This window comes from Clostridium sp. YIM B02569, from assembly GCF_022320765.1.
GTDB classification, from domain to species: Bacteria; Bacillota; Clostridia; order Clostridiales; family Clostridiaceae; genus Clostridium; species Clostridium beijerinckii.
In genome coordinates this window covers 153,064-174,132 of sequence record NZ_JAKJJX010000009.1, presented here as the reverse complement: position 1 = coordinate 174,132, position 21,069 = coordinate 153,064, and the positions used below count along the sequence as shown (strand labels likewise).

Annotated in this window: 14 protein-coding genes; 10 read left to right on the top strand and 4 right to left on the bottom strand. The window is 28.9% G+C overall.

The window, feature by feature from the left end; all coding sequences use genetic code 11:
- Positions 1-145: 145 nt before the first annotated feature.
- Both L3B96_RS10285 and L3B96_RS10280 read right to left on the bottom strand, forming a co-directional pair.
- The gene (locus L3B96_RS10285) at positions 146-868 is read right to left on the bottom strand and encodes a type 1 glutamine amidotransferase (protein ID WP_011968285.1); all 723 of its coding nucleotides are present in this window, start codon (positions 866-868) and stop codon (positions 146-148) included.
- Between the two features lie 18 nt (positions 869-886).
- Positions 887-2,245, bottom strand: coding sequence for a Mur ligase family protein (locus L3B96_RS10280; protein WP_238860714.1), 1,359 nt, complete (start codon positions 2,243-2,245; stop codon positions 887-889).
- 274 nt (positions 2,246-2,519) lie between these two features.
- Between L3B96_RS10280 and zapA the strand changes: the two genes are divergently transcribed.
- From zapA to L3B96_RS10260, 4 genes are all read left to right on the top strand, one after another.
- Positions 2,520-4,484: a cell division protein ZapA gene (gene zapA / locus L3B96_RS10275; protein WP_238860712.1), complete on the top strand. Its 1,965-nt coding sequence runs from the start codon at positions 2,520-2,522 to the stop codon at positions 4,482-4,484.
- 16 nt (positions 4,485-4,500) lie between these two features.
- Positions 4,501-6,861: a U32 family peptidase gene (locus L3B96_RS10270; protein ID WP_238860710.1), complete on the top strand. Its 2,361-nt coding sequence runs from the start codon at positions 4,501-4,503 to the stop codon at positions 6,859-6,861.
- Between the two features lie 153 nt (positions 6,862-7,014).
- Positions 7,015-9,375, top strand: coding sequence for an endonuclease MutS2 (locus L3B96_RS10265; protein ID WP_238860708.1), 2,361 nt, complete (start codon positions 7,015-7,017; stop codon positions 9,373-9,375).
- A gap of 175 nt (positions 9,376-9,550) precedes the next feature.
- Entirely contained in the window at positions 9,551-10,279 is a 729-nt protein-coding gene (locus L3B96_RS10260) for a DUF523 domain-containing protein (protein ID WP_238860706.1), read from the top strand.
- Between the two features lie 287 nt (positions 10,280-10,566).
- On the opposite strand, the gene L3B96_RS10255 is transcribed toward L3B96_RS10260, so the two are convergent.
- Complete coding sequence (locus L3B96_RS10255) at positions 10,567-11,202, bottom strand: hypothetical protein (RefSeq protein ID WP_077854884.1); 636 nt, start codon at positions 11,200-11,202, stop codon at positions 10,567-10,569.
- Between the two features lie 461 nt (positions 11,203-11,663).
- Between L3B96_RS10255 and L3B96_RS10250 the strand changes: the two genes are divergently transcribed.
- The 6 genes from L3B96_RS10250 to L3B96_RS10225 all read left to right on the top strand — a co-directional run bounded on the left by L3B96_RS10250 (position 11,664) and on the right by L3B96_RS10225 (position 19,353).
- Positions 11,664-12,569 (top strand): chitosanase, encoded by a 906-nt coding sequence (locus L3B96_RS10250; RefSeq protein WP_238860704.1) that lies wholly within the window; start codon positions 11,664-11,666, stop codon positions 12,567-12,569.
- Positions 12,570-12,614: 45 nt separating this feature from the next.
- Positions 12,615-13,415, top strand: a complete 801-nt coding sequence (locus L3B96_RS10245; protein WP_238860702.1) for a chitosanase — start codon at positions 12,615-12,617, stop codon at positions 13,413-13,415.
- A gap of 1,071 nt (positions 13,416-14,486) precedes the next feature.
- Positions 14,487-15,743, top strand: a complete 1,257-nt coding sequence (locus L3B96_RS10240) for a PTS sugar transporter subunit IIC (RefSeq protein WP_238860700.1) — start codon at positions 14,487-14,489, stop codon at positions 15,741-15,743.
- Positions 15,744-15,793: 50 nt separating this feature from the next.
- Positions 15,794-16,102: a PTS sugar transporter subunit IIB gene (locus tag L3B96_RS10235; RefSeq protein WP_017209870.1), complete on the top strand. Its 309-nt coding sequence runs from the start codon at positions 15,794-15,796 to the stop codon at positions 16,100-16,102.
- A gap of 13 nt (positions 16,103-16,115) precedes the next feature.
- Positions 16,116-16,454 carry a PTS lactose/cellobiose transporter subunit IIA gene (locus tag L3B96_RS10230; protein ID WP_011968295.1) on the top strand — a complete coding sequence of 113 codons (339 nt, stop codon included), beginning with the start codon at positions 16,116-16,118 and terminating at the stop codon, positions 16,452-16,454.
- A 199-nt stretch (positions 16,455-16,653) separates the two neighbouring features.
- Entirely contained in the window at positions 16,654-19,353 is a 2,700-nt protein-coding gene (locus L3B96_RS10225; RefSeq protein WP_238860698.1) for a sigma-54-dependent transcriptional regulator, read from the top strand.
- Positions 19,354-19,555: 202 nt separating this feature from the next.
- Here the strand turns inward: L3B96_RS10225 and L3B96_RS10220 are convergent, their stop codons facing one another.
- The gene (locus L3B96_RS10220) at positions 19,556-21,034 is read right to left on the bottom strand and encodes an oligosaccharide flippase family protein (RefSeq protein WP_238860696.1); all 1,479 of its coding nucleotides are present in this window, start codon (positions 21,032-21,034) and stop codon (positions 19,556-19,558) included.
- Positions 21,035-21,069: the final 35 nt, after the last annotated feature.

Genomic DNA, 21,069 nt, shown 5'->3' with positions numbered 1-21,069 from the left:
TTAAACATATATAAAATAATAATTTTTTTTAACATGCCTTAAGTATAATAAAACATTTTAAGTATAACATTTATGTAATGCTATAACAATAAATGTTATGTAAAAAGTTACAAACAATATATGAGAATTTACAATTTTGTAATATTTACTTTAGTCTTTGTATTATAGAATTTTTTGCTTTTAATTCGAAATTATCATTCAAGTTTTCTAATTTTACATCTTCTCCGTATTTGTTCTTCAAAGCTAATGTTAGAAGCCTATCTGCAAATTCTGGATTTTTTGAAAGAAAAGAGCCATGAAAATACGAACCAAATGTATTTTTATAGATACATCCTTCATATCCATCTTCACCATTATTGCCATATCCGTGAATGCATTTTCCAAGGGGAGTATGGTCATTTATATATGTTCTACCAGAATGATTTTCAAATCCAACATAAGTTTCATTAAATTCTTCGTTAAATATTTCTGTATTTCCAATAAATCTAGTATCCCCGCCTTCGGTATATAGATTTAAAATACCAAGTCCATCTATTTTTTCTCCATTTGGAGCAGTGTAGTATTTACCTAATAATTGATATCCGCCGCATATAGCTAGCATAACTTTGCCATCTTCAATATAACTTGTTAAAGCGTCTTTCTTTATCTCATTTAAATCATTAGAGACTATAGACTGTTCATAGTCTTGGCCACCACCGAAGAAGATGATGTCCACATTGTCTTTATCTATGTTTTCACCTATTGAAGTATTTATTATATCTACATCAATTCCTCTAAGGGCTGCTCTATGTTTTAAAATGAGTACATTACCTACGTCACCATATACATTTAGTAAATCCGGATATAAATGACAAATAGTTAATTCCATAATAGTATTCTCCTTATCTTACCAAAGTTTTTTTATATAACCTTTTGAATGAAGATATTTTCTATAATTAATCATTGCAGTATAAGTTGCTAATATATATATTTTTTTAGATGCAGATTCCTTAATTTTATCTGTAAGCTCTTCATAATCTTCTTTTAAAATAAATTTATCTACATTTAATCCAGCAACCTTTAATCTTACTGCCATATCATACATTCTAATTCCTGATACAAAAATATCTTCTATTTTTAAACTAGATATTTTTTCGAAGTCTACATCCCAAATCCAAGAGACATCACGTCCGTCAGCGTAATTATCATTTAACATGAAAACTGCTGAAAATTCACTCGTATTAAGAGCAAGGGTATCTAAAGCTTGGTTATATCCAGCAGGATTTTTTACTAATATAATTTGTACATCTTTATTATCAATAGATATTTGCTCTTGCCTGCCAAAGCTTGAACTTTGATTTTGAAGAGAAGCTTTAATTACTGAGTCTTCTATTCCAAGTTCTTTTGAAATGGCAAATGCACATAAGGCGTTGTAAATATTATAAGCACCTGATTGGCTTATGAAAACTTCAGTGTCATTAATTAATACAGAAGAGTTTTCAGGTGTTAAATCAAAAATTTTATTTACAGCATAAGCAAGTTCAGAACGCTTGTAACCACATTCAGGACAGTAAAAATCGCCTAAGTGATTATAAGTAACTAGATTATATGAATAAGGTGCCTTACAGAACTTGCAGAACTTTGCATCAGCATTTATTTCCAATGTAGTATCTTCTTTAATAGGTGTATTAAAACCATAATATACTACTGGATTTTTTATATCTAACTTTCCGAGTAAAGATTCATCACCATTCAAAACTAGTTTTGACTCAGGAACTTTAGTCACACCTTCTAAAATTTTAACTAGAGTTGTATAAACCTCTCCATATCTATCTAGCTGATCCCTAAATAAATTAGTTACAGTTATTATTTCAGGGGTTATATGTTCTGTAATGAATTTTACATTAGCCTCATCAACTTCTATTACCGCATAAGGATTTTCTTTTTTCTTAAAAAAAGAATAGTTGGAAACAAAACAAGCTACGATACCTGGGTATAAATTGGCTCCAGTGCTATTTGTTATAACGTGTAATTTATTTTCCTTTAGGATATTATAAATCATGCTTGTAGTTGTTGTTTTTCCGTTAGTTCCAGTAACTAGAATTACCTTGTATTCATTACTAACATGTTTTAAGATTGATTTATCAATTTTTAAAGCTATCTTACCAGGAAAATTACTTCCACCTTTTACAATGTGTTTTGCAGAAAACGCAGTAATTTTTGATAGTAATATGCTTAAAATAGATTTAATATTAATTTCACTCACCGCCCAATTCTAGTTATATATAAGAATGATTAACACAATAAAGTAATATTAATCATTTTTATACAATTAAACAATAAAATAATCAAAATAAGTATAGCATAAAATTTAAGAAGTACGAAAACTTTTTTAACAATTGAATAGATATAGTCTTTTTTTCATGAATTTGAAGAAAAAGTACAAGAATTCAAGGTTCGGTTAGTCTAACATAATTGTTTTATTGATGAATATACCCTATAATTAGAAGTAATAAAGAATTTTACGAGGTGCTATTATTATGATTAGGGTAACAGTTAATATAAATGGTATGAATTATAACTTAAAAGGGGAAAAAGACGAAAAATATTTGCTTGGGGTAGCAAATTTTGTTGATACAAGAATTAAAGAAATTTTGTCTAAGAAAGCTAGTTTTAGTACAACAGATGCTTCTGTTTTAGCAGCAGTAAATATAGCCGATGAACTTTACGAGTGTGATTTACAATTGGACAAAGCGATCAAAGTCAAAGAGACTATTAGTAATGAAAATTCTTCGTTAAAGAAGAAGGTGGACGAGCTAAGTTTACAATTAGAAAATATAAATAAAGAAAAATCAGAGATTCAAAATAATTTTCAGAAGAAAGAAGAAGAACTGCATGGAAAATATAATAATGTAGAAATAAAATTTGGTTCATTAAGTGATGAAATTAATAAACTGAAAATTGAAAATGAAAAGCTAAAAAAAGAAAATAAATTAATAACTGATGAGAATAAGAGAAATAAGAATAGTAATGAAACCTTAACTAAAGATATTGCGGACTATAAAGAGAAGAGCAAGATTCTTTATAAGAAGATAGATGAGGCCAAAAACAAAGAGCATAGATTAAATAAGCAAGTGCAACAAGCTAATGAACAAGTAAGTAGTTTAACTAGCGAACTTACTAAAGTCAATAAAGAAAAAGATATGGTAACTGAACAATTAAATGAAATGACTGCTGTAAATTTTGAGTTAGATAAACAAATAAAAGAACTTACTCAAACTAAGTTAAATTTAGATAATAAGATGCTTCTATTACAAGAAAAGAATATTTCATTAGAAGCTGATTATAACAATGTTTGTGAAGAATTGAAAAAAGTAGGCGAGAGCTTAAAATATGAAATTAATAATAAAGAAGTTATAAGTAAAGAATATACTTTATGTAAAGCAAATTTAGAAAAGTTAAATGAGGACCATTATAAATGTACTAAAGAACTTGCTGAGTATAAGGAAAAGTTAGAAAATCAAATTACTACTAATAATGCAATAACTTCTAAAGCTAGAGAAGAAAAGGAAATACTAAAAAATAAAATTACAGAGTTGTTATTAAGTGAAGAAGAATTAAATAAGAAAATTAAAAATTTACTTGTAAGAGAGCAGGAATTAAATAATAGTTTAAAACTTGAAAAAGATAATATTGTTAAGTTAACAAAAGAAATTCAAGATAATAATATGGAAAAAGCTAATCTTAATAAACAGCTTAATGATTTATTTGAAGAATCGGAAAAAGAAATTACAGAATGTAAGCAAAAATTAAGCAAGCTAAATAAAGAAAATGAATCGTTAGTAAATCAAATTGATTTATTAAATGAAGAAAAGGATACTTTAGTAAGTGAAATTAATAAATTAAAGAAAGAACAAGATATTTTGAATAATGAAATTAAAAATATCAATGATACTAACGATAAATTATCACAAGAAATAGAGAATTCTGATAGAGAAAAAGAAAGATTAGAAGAGGAATTAAAAATAACAAGAAATGATAATGAAAAGCTAAAAGGTGAACTTAAAGAAGTTCATGAAGAAAAAGAAGTAGAAGTTAATATTAAGGTAAAAGAGATTGAGGAAGTAAGCAATACATTAGAGAATAAAGAAAATGACTTAAGAAGAATTAAAGAAGAATTAGCAAGTAGAGAGAGAGCTTTAGCTAGATTAGAAAAGGAATTGGAAGATAAAGAAGGGATTTTCCTAAAATTAAAAAGAGAAATAGAAGCTAAGGAAAAAGATTTGAATACAAGTAAGGTATCAATAGATGATTTACAAGGAAAGATGTCAATACTAGCTAAAGAAAAAGAAGAATTAGCTGATGAAAATGATAAACTTAATCAAGAAGCAAGAACTTTTCACAATAGGTTATTTGAGCTACAAGCAGAAATAATAAACAAAGAAATAGAAATTGCAAGAGCTAAAAAGGAACAAGTAGGTCCTATTGTAAAAAAGAAAAGATAATCAATGAAGGAGAAATATGAATAAGATAGAATTACTAGCTCCAGCAGGAAGCATGGAGAGTTTAATTGCTGCTATAAATAATGGAGCAGATGCAATATATCTTGGTGGAAATAAATTTTCAGCTAGAGCTTATGCATCAAATTTTGATAATGAAACAATGATGAAGGCTGTTGATTATGCTCATAGCTATAATGTAAAAGTATATGTCACTATAAATACAATTTTAAAACAAAGTGAATTAAAGGAAGCTTTAAAATATGCAGGATACCTTTATGAAATTGGAGTAGATGCAATAATAATACAAGATTTAGGGTTAGTAAAATTAATAAGAGATGTGTATCCTGATTTTGAACTTCATGCATCTACACAAATGACAATTCATAATGCAGAGGGAGCCTTATACTTTAGAGAAAAAGGAATGCAGAGAATAGTTTTATCTAGAGAGCTTACAGTAGATGAAATTAAGTATATTTCAAAAGACTTAGGAATTGAGACAGAAATATTTGTGCATGGTGCTTTGTGTGTATGTTATTCAGGACAGTGCTTAATGAGTTCTATGATTGGCGGAAGAAGCGGAAATAGAGGAAGGTGTGCACAACCTTGTAGAATGCAGTATACCTTGACGGGTGAAAATTTTGGAGAAAGAAAGGCTTATCTTTTAAGTCCTAAAGATACATGTTTTATTGATGATATGGACGCCGTTATAAAGAGTGGAACTTCGTCATTAAAAGTTGAAGGAAGAATGAAAAAGCCAGAATATGTTGCTGGAGTTACAAGGAATTATAGAAAAGCTATTGATAAGGTATTAGTAAATACAAAGTTTGATTTACAAAGGGGAAGACAAGAATTAGCACAACTATTTAATAGAGAAGGTTTTGCTAAAGCATATCTATATAAAAATGTAGGAAAAGATATGATGAGCTATAATTACCCTAAAAATACTGGTGTATATATAGGTCAGGTGTCTAACAGTGGAGAAGTTAAACTAGAAGCAAGCGTATCTTTGGGTGATGGTATAAGGTTTAATGATGATGGATTTACTTTAAGTAAGATTTTAAATAATAATAATGAAGTTAAAGAAGCTTTTAAGGGCGAAACAGTTAAGTTATTTCCAACTGGTGGATATAAAAAAGGCTATAAGCTATATAAGATGTCTGATAAAAAACTTTATGATGAATTAAATGATGATTTAAAACCTTATAAAAGGAAGATAAATTTAACTAGTGAGATTGAATTTAAAGTTAATTCACCTCTTTGTATTAAAGCAAAATACAATAAAAAAGAGTATAGAGTTTATGGAGAAATGGTTGAAGAGGCAACGAATAAACCATTAACAAGAGAAAGAGTTGAGGAAGCCTTAAGGAAATCAGGAGAAATTCCATATAGATTTGATAAGATAATTTTTGATATTTTTGATGACGGGTTTATAAGAATTTCATCTATAAATAATCTAAGAAGAGAATTATTTGAAAAGATTTTAAAAGAAGAAGTAAGTTCATATAGAAGGAAAAGAACAGAAGGAACTATTAAAGAATGGAATGCAAAATGCCAGGAAAACTTAGGCTATATTTATAGTTGTATTACAAAAGATCAACTAAAGGCACTACTTGAGGATAATAAGGCTCAAAATATAGCGTTAGATATATTTTTCAGCAGGCAAAAACATGCGTTAAATAAAAATGACTTAAAGAATTTATATGAAACTTCAAAAGATAAAAATATATATTTAAAAGTTCCAAGTATTATTAAACAGGAATTTAATAGCATAGTAAAGATAATAGATGAACTAAAACCTTATATAAAGGGAATAATTACATCTAATGCTGGAATAATAAAAATCTATAAAGATAAACTATTTATAATAGGAGATTATAAATTAAATATATTTAATAAAGAAGCGGCTGAATTTTATGCGCAAGACGTTGACATTCCATTCTTAAGTCTTGAACTAAATCGAAAAGAAATAAAAGAATTAATGAAGCACACTAACTGCAACATGGGAATAAATATTTATGGAAAAACTGAGCTTATGATTAGTGAATATTGTCCTATGGGAAGTACTTTTGGTAATAAGTCATCTAAAAAAGAATGTAGTGGCGTGTGTATGAAAGACAATTTTAAGTTAATAGATAGAATGAATGAAAGTTTTACTGTTTTAGGTGATAATAGCTGTAGAAGTTATATTTTAAATTCAATAGCTACCAATTTAATTGATGAAATGGAAGAACTTAAGTCTTTTAATATTTCAAATTTTAGAGTAGACTTTAAAGATGAAAGTTATGATGAAGTAAAAGATGTTTTAAATCAAATTGCTCGTAAAGCAAAAAATGAAAATAATAAATATACTAAAGGCCACTATAAACGTGGAGTAGAATAATACCAAGAAATAGTTGACGGCTTGTAATTGATGATTAAGATGCAAATTACTTTGAAACTTGTTAGAGAGAGTATTTTAAGTTTTATAAGTATGAATTCTTAGTTATCTCTTATATGCTGTCAATTGTTGATTGATTGTTAGGATGTGGGATATATGAATGAAAGATCTCTAAGAATTTTAGAGTTTAATAAGATAAAAGAAAAAATTAAGAAATATGCAAGAACAAATGCTGCTAAAGCAAAAGTTGAGGATCTTGAGCCTTATGATAATTTATATGAAATAAATAATAAGTTAGAGGAGACAAACGAGGCTCTTGAAATCTTAATATCAAAGGGGAATCCGCCACTTGAAGGATTAGCTGATATACATGAAGGTATAGAAAGAGCTAAAAAGGGAGGAACTTTATCACCAGGGCAATTATTAAAAGTTGGTGGAATGCTTAAAGCTACGAGAAATATGAAGGAATTCTTTAAAAGAGAAGAAGTTGAAAAGTCATATCCAAAACTTGAAGACTTGGCTTACATATTAGCTCCAGTAAAAGCATTAGAAGATGAAATAGAAAGAGCCATAGTATCAGAGGATGAAATTAGTGATAAAGCTAGCCAAACTCTCTATAATATCAGACGAAGCTTAAAAGAAAAGAACTCTTCAGTTAGAGAAAAAATAAGTTCTATTGTTAGAAGTAACTCAAAATACTTACAGGATGATTTATATACTATGAGAGGCGATAGGTATGTGCTTCCTGTAAAATCAGAATATAAAAGTCAAGTTCCAGGACTTGTACACGATCAAAGTTCAACCGGAGCAACGTTTTTTATCGAACCTATGAGCTTAGTCAATTTAAACAATGAAATAAGAGAATTGTTTTTAAAAGAAAAGGCTGAAATAGAAAGAATACTTTCTGATCTTTCTCTTAAAGTTAAAATTAATGGGGACTCATGTTTGAGTAATTTAAAGGTCCTTGTTGAGTTTGACTTTATATTTGCAAAGGGAAGATATGCATCTGCATTAAATGCTATAAAGCCGATAGTTAGAGAAGATGGAGCATTTAGTATATTATCTGGAAGGCATCCATTAATAGAAAGTGATAAAGTTGTGCCATCAGATATATATCTAGGAGAAGAATTTCAAACATTAATGATAACAGGGCCAAATACCGGAGGTAAGACTGTTACAATAAAAACTGTTGGATTACTTCATATTATGGGATTAAGCGGATTATTAATTCCTGCTAGAGATAACTCATCTATAGCCTTCTTTAAAGAAATATTTGCAGATATAGGTGATGAACAAAGTATTGAGCAAAGCTTATCTACTTTCTCATCTCATATGACTAATATAGTTAATATAATGAAGCATGTAGATGACAAGTCATTAGCTTTATTTGATGAGCTTGGCGCAGGTACAGATCCAGCAGAAGGAGCAGCTCTTGCAGTATCAATATTAGAAACTTTAAGAAATAGAGGCGCAAAGCTAATTGCAACTACTCACTATAGTGAACTTAAAGCTTATGCATTAAAAACAGATGGCGTAGAAAATGCTTCTGTTGAATTTGATATAGAGACCTTGAGGCCAACTTATAGACTATTAATTGGTGTTCCAGGTAAATCAAATGCCTTTGAGATTTCTAAGAGATTAGGACTTGTAGAAGGTGTCATTAAACGCGCAAAAGAATATATGTCCGAGGAAAATCTTCAATTTGAAAATCTGATCAGAGAACTTCAAGAAAAAAGTATAATAGCTAAAAAAGAAGCAAGGGAAGCTAAGATACTTAGAGATCAAGCAGAAGATCTTAAAAAGAAGTATGAAGAAAAGCTTGAAAAATTAGAAAATACTAGAGAAAAAGCTTATATGGATGCTAGGCGTGAGGCAAAAGAGATAATTGCAAATGCTAAAGATGAAGCAGATGAGATTTTAAAAGCTATGAGGGAACTTGAGAAAATTGGAATATCAAGTGGCGGAAGACAAAGGCTTGAAGAAGAAAGAAAGAAACTTAAAGATAGCTTAGAAGAAAGAGAAAAAGGAATTCACAAAATGAAGGAAAATGAAGGGGAATCTATAACTAATGTGACTCTTGGTATGGAAGCCTACCTGCCTTCATTAAACCAAAAAGTAATTATTGTTTCTATGCCAGATAATAGGGGCGAAGTTCAAGTTGAAGCTGGAATAATGAAAATAAATGTTAAGCTTAAAGATTTAAGAAAAACTCAAGTTACTAAAGAAGAAAAAGTAAGAAGAAAAAGAGAAGTAAAGCTTAATCTAAGTAATGTAGAATCTAGAGTAGACTTAAGGGGATTAGATGCAGAAGAAGCGTGCTACAAAGCAGATAAATATTTAGATGATGCATATATGGCTAACTTAGGGGAAGTAACAATAGTTCATGGTAAAGGAACTGGAGTACTTCGTAAAGCAATAAATGATATGCTTAAGAGACATCCACATGTAAAATCATATAGGCTAGGTGCATATGGTGAAGGTGGAGACGGAGTTACTATGGTAGAACTTAAAGGGTAGTTATTTTTTTCATATACCTAATATTTTTACTTATTTAAGTTAAAAATATCATTAAAATTATTGTTAGTAAGAATATTATACAAATATTAATGTATAATTAAGTAAAGCTATAATTAAATTTCTCTTAAGTTTTTGTTTTATAGTGTTAAGTGTACGTTAGATAAGAGGTGATAATATGTACATAATAAGTGCATGCTTGTGTGGAGTTAATTGTAAATATAGTGGTAAAAATAATCTAAATGATAGATGTTTAAAATTATTTAGAGAAGGAAAAGCAGTTCTAGTTTGTCCAGAGCAATTAGGCGGATTACCAACTCCAAGAAACCCTGTTGAACTAAATAGTGCAGCAAGTGAAGTGTTAGATGGGAATGGAAAAGCATTAAGTAATAAAGGTGAGGATGTTACTAAGCAATTTATAGATGGTGCATATGAAACATTAAAAATTGCAAAAGAACTTGGAGCCACAAAAGCTATATTAAAAGAAGGAAGTCCTTCATGTGGATCTAACTTTGTGTATGATGGTACTTTTACAGGTAATAAAATAAAAGGCAAGGGAATTACAGCCCTTTTATTGGAGAATGAAGGTATAACAGTATTTTCAGATGAAGACTTAGAAGTAAACAATAGTAAGTTAGTATATCTTAATGAATTTGATAGAGAAAAAGCTAAAAAAAGAAGACTTTTTGAGCAAGCAGAAGAAGAAGAGTCTTATGGAGAAGAATATTTTGATTTAACAGAAAATTTAACTGATATGTCTGAGCTTCCTCCAACTGTTGAAGAAAATGTGAAAAAACTTATGATTTCATTAGCTCGTGATTTAATGGGCTTTGAAGAAATTGATGAAATTGCAGAAGCCACAGGGCTGAGTGTAGAGGAAGTAGAAGAAATTTTAGAGGAAGAATAATAAGAAGCAAATAGATATTAATTAATATATGTTGATTTTGTTAATTCAGATATTACTAGTATTTGTTTAATCCCCATGATAGATTAAAATATCATGGGGATTTTTAGCGTGTGGAAGTTTTGTAGGCTTAATAAGGATTATAATGAACAATTAAGAATCGTGTTTAAAAAGTACTTTGATGTCAGTTAAAAGAAAAGTTGAGCTGTTACATAAAGAATCCCTTTGTGATGTAACAGCTTTTTTTAGACCTTTTAGATGGAGTATAAAAACTAAGAAATATTTTTAATTTACCTTACATCAGTGTTATTACAAGAATACTGAAATTCAGGTTGAGTTTGAAGATAAAATCCGTTTCTTACTTGGGATATCCAATTTTGAAATATTTCTAGCCACGCATTACTTGTAAAGAAATCTTCAAGTGGTCTTGTAGGATCCCACTCCAAAATTAGAAATGGACCTATACCAAATGACCAAATCCCACTTTGTTCTACTCCAGCTTCTCTTATAAGAAGAATAGGAAGCCCGTATTGATAAGCCATAGCTGGTTCAATTTGAGCAAAAGGACTACCCTCAAGAGCAAACTGATTTTGAGGTTGACCAAGATTATTTTGAATTATATATACCTGTCGTTGATTAAGATTAAGTGAAATAAATCCATAGCTAGATAGCATCATTCTTCTGATATTTGTTAATGGAGTTTCGGGATATTGTTCAGTTACTGGTAGGGTACGTGGAAATAATAAAGCCTCTCTTATTTTAGATATTATAGCATCAACAAATTCTTGTTGAGTAGAATTCAATCTACTTGGATGGCTTAGGAATACAGGAACTCTAAATAAAAGATTTGATGATTCCTGCATTAATTCAGTTGGCTTTACGCCAGTATATTGATTTATAGCGTCTCCTTCATATATTTTAGTCATTTGTTTTCCTCCATAATATTATTTTATCTTAAGATATATATTCTTGAACTATTACCATGAATTATTATATGTAAACAAAAGTGTTAACGTTACGATAATGTTTTAATTTTAGATAAAAAAACTTTATGTTGAAAAATTCAAGTATTGTAGCTGATATTCTTGAAGATTAGAAAATTATATTCTCATAATAATTATGATTTGTATTGAATTATTAATATTTCAAAGGATTAAGTAATTCAATACAAAGCTTTTACTTTTTAACATTATATGCGATTGATATATTATGTAATTAATACATTTATGTGTATCGTACATGTATTTTTAGAATACACATTAGATAATATGTATTATTTATCCATAAAAGCATCTGCTTCCAATATACATTATTTGTATTTTCTAATTGGCATAATATTTGCTCTATATATAATTGAGATAAAATAATTGCTAGGGGGGATATTTTAATGAAAAGAAATAGTAGGCATCTTACCTCATTAGTTTTACTAGGAATGGTAACTTTCTCATCACTTTCGACTTATTTCAATATGTCAACTGTTACTGCTAAAGCGGATACAGTCGATTCTACAATATCAGATGAAAAAGGTGGAACCTACTGGTTAACAAAAGAACAAAAGCATAGAGCAGAGGAATTCACTAGTGTATTTGAAAATAGCACTACTGAACTGGATTATGCATATGGGGAAAACCTAGGGGATGGACGTGGAATAACTTGCGGGAGAGCTGGATTTTGCACTGGTACTGGTGATGCAATTTTAGTAGTAAAAAAATATACGGATAAAAGGCCAGGCAACATACTTTCTAAATATTTACCAGCATTGACAGAGTTAGAGAACAATAGGATACAAACAAAGCATGATCAGGAAGATGTAAGCTGTTTGGATAAGATAGGTAATTTTATTTCTGATTGGGCTACAGCCGCAAAAGATCCAGATTTTAGAGCAATTCAAGATTCAGTTGTAGATGAACTATATTATATACCATCTGCTAAAAAAGCTGATTTGCTTGGACTTAAGCTTCCACTATCTAGAGCAGAATTGTATGATGCAATAATTCAACATGGTAATGAGCAAAATGATTTAGACTCTATAGATTCACTTATTGCAAGAGCTACGGAAATGTCAGGAGGGACTCCTAGATCAAATGTAGATGAAAAAGTTTGGTTAGATAATTTTTTGAACATTAGAAAAGCTTGCTTGTCATACTGCTATAAGGAGGGAAGTAGAGAAGAATGGGCTGATTCTTTTGGAAGAGTAGATGTATTTAAAAAGCTTGTTAAAGATGAAAATTATTATTTAGACAAGTCAATAACTATTGAGGGGACTAACTGGGACGGAATGGTAGTTCCTTAGAAGATCAGATAACATAATAAATAATTTTATAGGGGGAATTTTTATATGAAAAATTTACGAAAATTAGTTACTTTAGCAGTATCTTTGACTATGTGTCTATCATTCTCTTCAGCAGCATTAGCTATTACTGCAAATTCTGAACAAAAAGCGGTGGACCTTCAGTTAACGACTGCATGTGAAAATGGTAAAACAAAGTTCGTTTATAATTATGCAGAAAAGCTTGGCTCATTTGATGGACGAGGAATTACATTTGGATGTATAGGATTTACTACTGGAACTTACGATGGAAATATATTAATACATTATTATACTAAGCTAAACTCCAATAATACTTTGGCAAAGTATATTCCGGCGTTAGATAGAATAGACAAAGAAGAGCATGATGAGGATGGAAAGAATGATGATATTAAAGGATTAGATAATTTTATAAAGGATGTAAAGGCTTGTAATGATCCATTATTTAAAAAAGCTCAATTATATGAACTTGATGAAATGTATTGGAAACCAGCAGTATCTTTAGCAACTTCCATTGGGGCTAAGCATCAATTAACTTTAGCATTTATATATGATATGTTTGTAAATCACGGAGAAGATGGAGCAAAAGAATATATTAATTCGGCTAAGAAAAAGCTAGGTGGATTACCTAAGGATGGTATAGATGAAAATAAATTTCTTTCTAGTGTAATGGATTATAGATATGCATTCCTTAAAGATGATGATCCAGAAGGTTCAGATAGAGTTAATGCATACAGAAAATTATTAAAAGCAGGTAATGTAGATTTGAAACCAGACTTTAATTTTACAGTTTATGGAGATACTTTCAATATAGATGGTGATGTTTATTAGTATTAATTAATGGTTTAAGAACAGGTCTTTCTTATACTAATTTATAATAGCTACTAAAATTAATGTAAACAGCATAGTAATTAGATTTTTAGCTATGCAATAAAATTATATAAATAAAGATAAAAAACAGTATTAATATGGACAAGTGTTAATACTGTTTTTTTAGTTTATACAGATTTGCGCATTTTTTAATATTAATTTTGTATGCATATATGTTGTGATAACAAATTTATATTCAAAGCGTTAGTAGACTACGTAATCAATTAATGGCATAATACTGACGTTTAATTATATATGGCAGTATGTTTAGTTATAAAAACGAAATGTAGAAAAGATATAATACACATATGTGTATTATATCTATAGAAAACTGTAAAATGTGTATTGATTTTATACCGAATCACTTAAGTCTAAGTTTTATCAGTATTTTAGAGTATTGGCATGGTAATTGCTTATATAATTCTGTGTAAAAATAAATTCATTCTGTGAGTTGTTAGAAGAAATAATTTAATACTTCATAGAAATTTTACTATTTAGCGATTATATAATCTTAGTTTAATCCTACTTAAGCATAAATTTAATAAACAAATTTAGTTATTCACCATAAACCTCAAATCTCTTGTATTTTATAAAAAATAAACGTAATCTTTTGCCTATATATTGAGTGAAAATTTATATTGTGATAGTAATAATAAACAATAATTCAATTATATTTGTCTTATACATTTATAAATATTAAAATTATACTGTAACATATAAAAACGATTACTTTAGTATGCTGAAATAATTATGGGATTTAATTATTTTCATTTTTGAGTATTAATAATATTATGCAAAAGTTATGGATTTCATTTTTCATAATACATTGTTTGAATATAATGTTTATTAAAATTAGTTTTATATAACTTATCGTAAGATAGAAAATTTTTATGTTTGTTTTCTTCAGTTCTATTATTTAATACTTTAGCAGAGATATTCAATACTTAGCAAGCTTGCGATTACTACTTAAATAGAATTGAAAGATGTTTATGCAGCTTAACAGAACGAAAAAATTATGGAGGAGAAGAAATTATGGAAAGATTTATGGATTTTTTTCAAGAAAAGATGATACCACCATTAGTTAAAGTCGGTAATCAAAGGCATCTAATGGCAATTCGTAATGGATTAGCTATTACAATTCCATTCATTATTGTAGGAAGTATATTTCTTATTTTAGGTAACCTTCCATTTGATTGGTGGGCAGATTATATTGGAGAGCTTGGCCCGAAGATGAATGTAGTTGTAAATTCATCATTTGGAGTTCTAGGCGTTTTAGCAGCCCTTGGAATAGGATATCACTTAGCTAAAAGCTATAAATTAGATCCAATTACAGGATCAGTAATATCTTTTGTAGCATTTTTACTTACACAAGTGACAGAGGATTTTCAATTGGATACTAGTAAATTTGGAGCAGAAGGACTTTTCACTGCTATAATAGTTTGTATGTTTGCAGTAGAAGTATTAAGATTTTTCGTAAAGAGAAATATTGTTATTAAATTACCAGAGGGAGTTCCGCCAGCAGTTGGAAATTCATTTATTGCGTTAATACCAGCTCTTGTAGTTATGATTACAGTTTGGCTAATAAGAGTAGTTATAGGATTTAATATAACTGATTTTATTACTATGATATTTAGTCCAGTTGTTTTTGCCCTTAATACTCTTCCGGGAATATTAATATATAGCGCATTAGTTACATTACTTTGGTCAGCAGGTATTCATGGAGACATGACGCTTGAAGGTATAGCAGATCCAATATATATTCAATTTTTAACTGTTAATACAGCAGCTTTTATAGCACATGAAAAGATTCCATACATTACAGCATCAGGATTTTACTCATTGTTTGTTAATGTAGGAGGAACAGGTGCAACTCTTTGTTTAGTTTTATTAATGATCCGTTCAAAGAGCAAACTTTATAAATCACTTGGAAAGGTTTCATTTCCATCTGCATGTTTTGAAATAAACGAGCCAGTCATATTTGGTTTTCCAGTAGTTTTAAATCCAGTTATTCTAGTTCCATTTACAGTGGTACCTTTAGTACTTACTACTTTGTCTTATTTTATGATGTATTTTGACATAATTGGTAGACCAGTAGCTATGGTTCCGTGGACAATGCCCCCTATTATAGGACCATTTATTGCAACTGGTGGAGATTGGAGAGCAGCAGTTTGGTCTGCTGTAGAAATGGTTATAGCAGCAATAATTTACTACCCATTCTTTAAATTTGCTGAAAAACAACAATTAGAAATTGAAGGGAAAGAAGAAAGTTTAAATACAGTACAAGCTTAGTGTATTAATTAGAAAAATATTTATAGAATGAAATTTAGGAGGAATTTAGCATGAAGATATTATTAATGTGTGCAGCAGGTATGTCAACAAGTTTGCTAGTAACAAAAATGCAAAAATATGCAGAGGAAATAGGTCGCAAGGACTTAGTTATTAATGCTGAACCAGTAGAAGATTTGGATGAAAATGTTGATGATTATGATGTATTTTTACTTGGGCCTCAAGTTAAATATAAAGAAAAATGGGTTAAAGAAATAGTTGATGAAAAAGGTAAGCCTTATGCCTGCATACCAGTACAACTTTATGGAAGAATAGATGGAAAAAGTGTTCTAGAACTTGCACTAAACTTAATGGATAAATAATGGAGGATTTAAAATGAATATGGAATTAGAAGAAATAGTTTTCACTATAATTAGTCACGCAGGTAATTCACGATCAGCTTGTTTTGAGGCTTTAAATTTAGCTAGAAATGGTGAGTTTGATAAAGCCAATCTATGTATGAAACAAGCTAAAGAAGAACTTTCATTAGTTCACAATATACAGACTGGATTAATTCAAGAAGAGGCCGCAGGTAATAAACAAGAATTATCTTTATTACTGATGCATGCAGAAGATCATTTAATGACTGCATCTTTAGCTAAAGATCTTATCTGTGAACTTATTAAAATGTATGAAGAAAAGTTTAAAGAAAAAGAAATAGCATGCAATGTATAATAAGTAAAAACAGCAAATAGTAAAAATGGAGTGGGTTATTTAATAAAACTTGAATAATCCACTCTTTGATATGTTTATTCAAATTCTATGGTAAATCATGTATAATAAGCTTATTAGTTAAAGATATTTAAATTTAATTTACGTACCTAGAGTGTTAACGTTAAGAGAGTTATACGAATAGGATATGAGGGGAAAAGCAATGAGAAGGATTGATAATATTTATAAAGTTCTAAGGGATCTGTGTAGTAAGGAATATAATGAACGTAGATGCATCAACGGTTTTTCAGCTACAGAAATTTCATTAACAATGAATATTCAAAGGACGAACGTATCTAGTGATTTAAATAAACTTTATAGAGATGGAAAAATAGAAAAAATAGTGAAGAAGCCAGTATTATATAAAATAAAGGATGAGGATATTCAGATAGAGCAAGGTGCAGAAAAAGTTTTAAAAGATGCTTTTGATAACATCATTGGAACTAGCTTCAGTCTGAAAAACGCATCACAACAGGCTAGAGCTGCTATAATATATCCTCCCAATGGACTTCATACTCTTCTTTTAGGGGAAACTGGTACAGGAAAATCAATGTTTGCAGAAGTTATGTATAAGTACGCTAAAGAAATTGGCAAAATAAAAGCCAATGCACCATTTATTTCATTTAACTGTGCAGATTATGCAAATAATCCACAGTTACTAGTGAGTCACATCTTTGGTGTTAAGAAAGGGGCATATACTGGTGCTAGCAGAGACACCATAGGATTAGTTGAAAAAGCTAATGAAGGAATATTATTTTTGGATGAGGTTCATAGATTACCATCGGAAGGTCAAGAAATGCTATTTTCTATAATTGATAAGGGCATATATAGGAGACTTGGAGATTCTGAGGAAGAGTATAAAGTTAAACTACTTATAATATGTGCTACTACTGAAAATGTTGAATCGGCATTATTGAAAACATTTACCAGAAGAATTCCTATGATTATACGCTTACCAGCATTAAAAGATAGGACTATAGAAGAAAGATATGAACTTATTAAAAACTTTTTAAAGATAGAAGTGAGTTGTATTAAGCAGAGCATAGGTATTACAGCAAATGCGCTAAAAGCATTCTTACTATACAACTGTTCTAACAATATTGGACAACTCAAAAGCGATATAAAACTAAGCTGCTCAAAAGCTTTTCTTGAGAATATGATGAAAAGAGATAAGAACATATGCATTCATAGCCAATATTTGCCTCAGTATGTACTTAGCGGATTATTTAAGTATAAAGAGAAAAGAAGTGAAATTGATAGGTTTGTGAATCAAGATGTTATAAAGTTTTGTTTGGATGAAAATAATGTGAGAGAAGAAGAAGATATAAAAATAGTTGATTTTTATGGAGCTTTAGAAGAGAAAAGAAAACTTTTGGAGTCTAATGGAATAAGTGAAAAGGATATAAAACTTATAATGAGTCTTGATATAGATACGTATTTCAAAAAATATATACTGAATATAGATAAGGATAGTTTAGAAGAATTATATAAAGTTGTTGATAGAAAAATTGTAGATCTAGTTAGCGAATTTTTAAACAAGGCTAGTGAAAAATTGTTAATGCAGTTTGATAGTAAAATTTTATATGGATTATCAATGCATGTAGCAAGTACAGTTGAAAGAATTCTAAAGGGAAAAGAAATTAAAAATCATCAACTTGAAGATATTAAAAAGATGCATCTCATGGAATATGAAATTTCGTATGATTTAAAAGAAAAAGTTGAAAGCACATTTCATATTAGAATTCCAGAAGATGAAGTTGGATTTATAACTATGTTTTTATGTATAGATAAAGAGGATTATGAAAATGAGAGTAGTGTTGGAATTATTGTTGCTATGCACGGAGAGTATACAGCAAGTTCAATGGCCGATGTAGCTAATAGACTTTTGGGTGAGAAATATGCTATAGGATATGATATGCCATTGGATCAGAAACCAGAGACTGCACTAGAAAATTTGACAGAAATAGTAAAAGAAATAGATAAAGGTAGAGGAGTATTGCTGTTAGTAGATATGGGATCTCTTGTTTTATTTGGGGATATGATTTACGAAAAGACAAAGGTGCCGGTAAAAACAATAGAAATGGTATCTACTCCTATTGTTCTTGAAGCTACAAGGAAAGCAACATTAAAAGCCTCATTGGAAGAAATTTACGATTGCTGTATAAATTTAAATCCACATATAGTAAGAATTTATGCAGATAATTTTAGTATAAATTCAACACTTAAAAAGAAGGTGATTATAACAGCTTGCATTACAGGACAAGGAACTGCTATAAAACTCAAGCCAATTGTGGAAGAGAAACTAGAAATCACTAGTAATGACATCGACATACTTAATATAGACATAGTAAACAAGAAAAAATTCAATCATAATATACAAAAAATAAAGGCAGAAAAGGATATATTGGCAGTGGTAAGTGCGGTAAAACCAGATGATGAGTCTTTGTTGTATATATCAACATCAGATATCTTTGATAAGAAAAAAGTAGAACTACTAAAATCACGATTAAGTCTAATAGAAGAGATATATGATATGAGAGAAGTAATTGGAGAAAATGTAAATATAGATTCATATAAGTATATCGAGTGTTTTAGAAGCTTTTATATACGTCTTGTAAATAATCAAGCTGAACTTAATAGTTCTGCATTAATAGGGTTAATATTACACATTGCTTGTGTAATAGAGCGTATGTTAAGTGGCGAAAAAATTATATATCGCAAGTATAGTGAGAAAATGTTAGATGAGAATAAAGATAAATATAATTTTGTTAGAGAAATATTAAAACCAATGGAAGAAGCATTTAATATAGAAATATCTGTAAAAGAGTACTTAATTATTCTTGAGACTATATATTTCTTGTAAATTTCATGATATGAAATTTGATAATGCTCATAAGTGTATCAATCAAGTAAAGAAATAATACACATAGACATATACAAAAGAATTCTTATAAAGATCATCATATACTTGATACTTGTCATGACATATTGTTGAGTACAACTCGAAAAATCTTAGATGCTTTCGAGTTGTATATCTTAATAGCTATTTTACTTGATTTAAAGCTTTATGCTATTCTTTGTTTATATAGAGCTTTTAATTTTTTAAAGACTATCATTAATAATCCAAGGAATACCTTATCTCTTGTTGCTATAAGAATTATAAAGTAAATACTGCAGCAAGCAAGTATATCAAGTATACAGGATAATATAGTTCCAGATATAAAATTATTTATAACAAAGGTTATTGGGATGAATATTAAAGAGTAATACAAATACTTCAAATTCTCAAAAGCAAATAATCTTATATTTATATGAAGCTCATTTTTTACTAATCTATATTCTAAAACCATAACTACTAAATTTGAAACTAAAGTTGTTGCGATTACTTTTGTTGGTGTGAACATATTGGTAAATATTAAAAGCGCATTCAAGATTAAATTTAATATCCCTCCAATGAAAACTAACTTAGCATCTGTTTTTTCTCTCCCGAAAATATAAATTATCTGATCTGAAATAATTCTATCAATTCCAATAGTCAGCATATATATTGAAAACACCATTAGTATTGGTACGGCTGGAAGATATATATCAGTACCTTTACCCATAATTATAATAACTTGTTTAGAAACTCCAAGTAATCCTATTGAAGCTGGAAATAAGAATAAGAAATATATTTTAATTACCTTATTTAATAAATTTAAATAGACTTCTTTTGAATGATTTTCTAAATAGTTTGAAAGTCTAGCCATGGAAACTTGAACTATTGTAAACATTAAGATATCTATCATTGACATTATCTTTTGGGCCACTCCATAATATCCTGCTTCTGTTGATCCTAAATTGCTGTTTATCATGTTTTTATCAAGCCAAGTATATAAAATGTATGTGTTAGCAAGTATTACAACTGAAAACATAGGTTTTATATGTTTTTTTATTTGTAAATCTGAGAAGTCAAAGTGTATCTTCTTTTTTATATATATAAAACTGGATATGTTATTAATAAAATTTATACCGCAAGTAAGATATATGTAAAATAAAAAATCAGCCTGAGTCTTTACAAAATATATTGTTAATAAATTATATATTATTTTAATTATCATAGTTTTTAATGCTATAAAATCATAATTTTCAAGAGCTTCATTGATCCATTCAACATTGAACATATTAAAGACTATGTTTAATCCCATAACCATGCAAGTATAAAAATATGCATCATTTCTATGGAATATAGTTAAAAAGATAGCATAAAAAATAGAAGTTACAGCTGTTGTTGTGGTGGTAATTACAAATAGACTAGTAATTGTTTTGGTTAGTTTATCCTTATCATCTCTTACTTTGCTTACTTCTCTTAAACCATATTGATAAACTCCAAAGCTTGCAAAAATCATAAAAACTGCAGTCCAGGTTTCCCCCATGGTCATATATCCATTTAATTTATCTTGAATTGCACTAAGAACTATTGGCATAACTATTATAGGTAAAATTATATTTGAAACATTTAATACTGCTTTAAAAAAAGCATTTTTAGATATTGATCTAGACATAAGTATCTCCTTAAAATATATTGTATTTTGAAGTT

Excerpts from the sequence above, each read along its gene's own strand:
- L3B96_RS10240 (WP_238860700.1), top strand. The coding sequence starts at position 14,487 with ATGGAAAGATTTATGGATTTTTTTCAAGAAAAGATGATACCACCATTA.
- L3B96_RS10270 (WP_238860710.1), top strand. The coding sequence starts at position 4,501 with ATGAATAAGATAGAATTACTAGCTCCAGCAGGAAGCATGGAGAGTTTA.
- L3B96_RS10250 (WP_238860704.1), top strand. The coding sequence starts at position 11,664 with ATGAAAAGAAATAGTAGGCATCTTACCTCATTAGTTTTACTAGGAATG.
- L3B96_RS10265 (WP_238860708.1), top strand. The coding sequence starts at position 7,015 with ATGAATGAAAGATCTCTAAGAATTTTAGAGTTTAATAAGATAAAAGAA.
- L3B96_RS10230 (WP_011968295.1), top strand. The coding sequence starts at position 16,116 with ATGAATATGGAATTAGAAGAAATAGTTTTCACTATAATTAGTCACGCA.
- L3B96_RS10255 (WP_077854884.1), bottom strand. The coding sequence starts at position 11,202 with ATGACTAAAATATATGAAGGAGACGCTATAAATCAATATACTGGCGTA.
- L3B96_RS10220 (WP_238860696.1), bottom strand. The coding sequence starts at position 21,034 with ATGTCTAGATCAATATCTAAAAATGCTTTTTTTAAAGCAGTATTAAAT.
- L3B96_RS10225 (WP_238860698.1), top strand. The coding sequence starts at position 16,654 with ATGAGAAGGATTGATAATATTTATAAAGTTCTAAGGGATCTGTGTAGT.
- L3B96_RS10285 (WP_011968285.1), bottom strand. The coding sequence starts at position 868 with ATGGAATTAACTATTTGTCATTTATATCCGGATTTACTAAATGTATAT.
- L3B96_RS10235 (WP_017209870.1), top strand. The coding sequence starts at position 15,794 with ATGAAGATATTATTAATGTGTGCAGCAGGTATGTCAACAAGTTTGCTA.
- L3B96_RS10260 (WP_238860706.1), top strand. The coding sequence starts at position 9,551 with ATGTACATAATAAGTGCATGCTTGTGTGGAGTTAATTGTAAATATAGT.
- zapA (WP_238860712.1), top strand. The coding sequence starts at position 2,520 with ATGATTAGGGTAACAGTTAATATAAATGGTATGAATTATAACTTAAAA.
- L3B96_RS10245 (WP_238860702.1), top strand. The coding sequence starts at position 12,615 with ATGAAAAATTTACGAAAATTAGTTACTTTAGCAGTATCTTTGACTATG.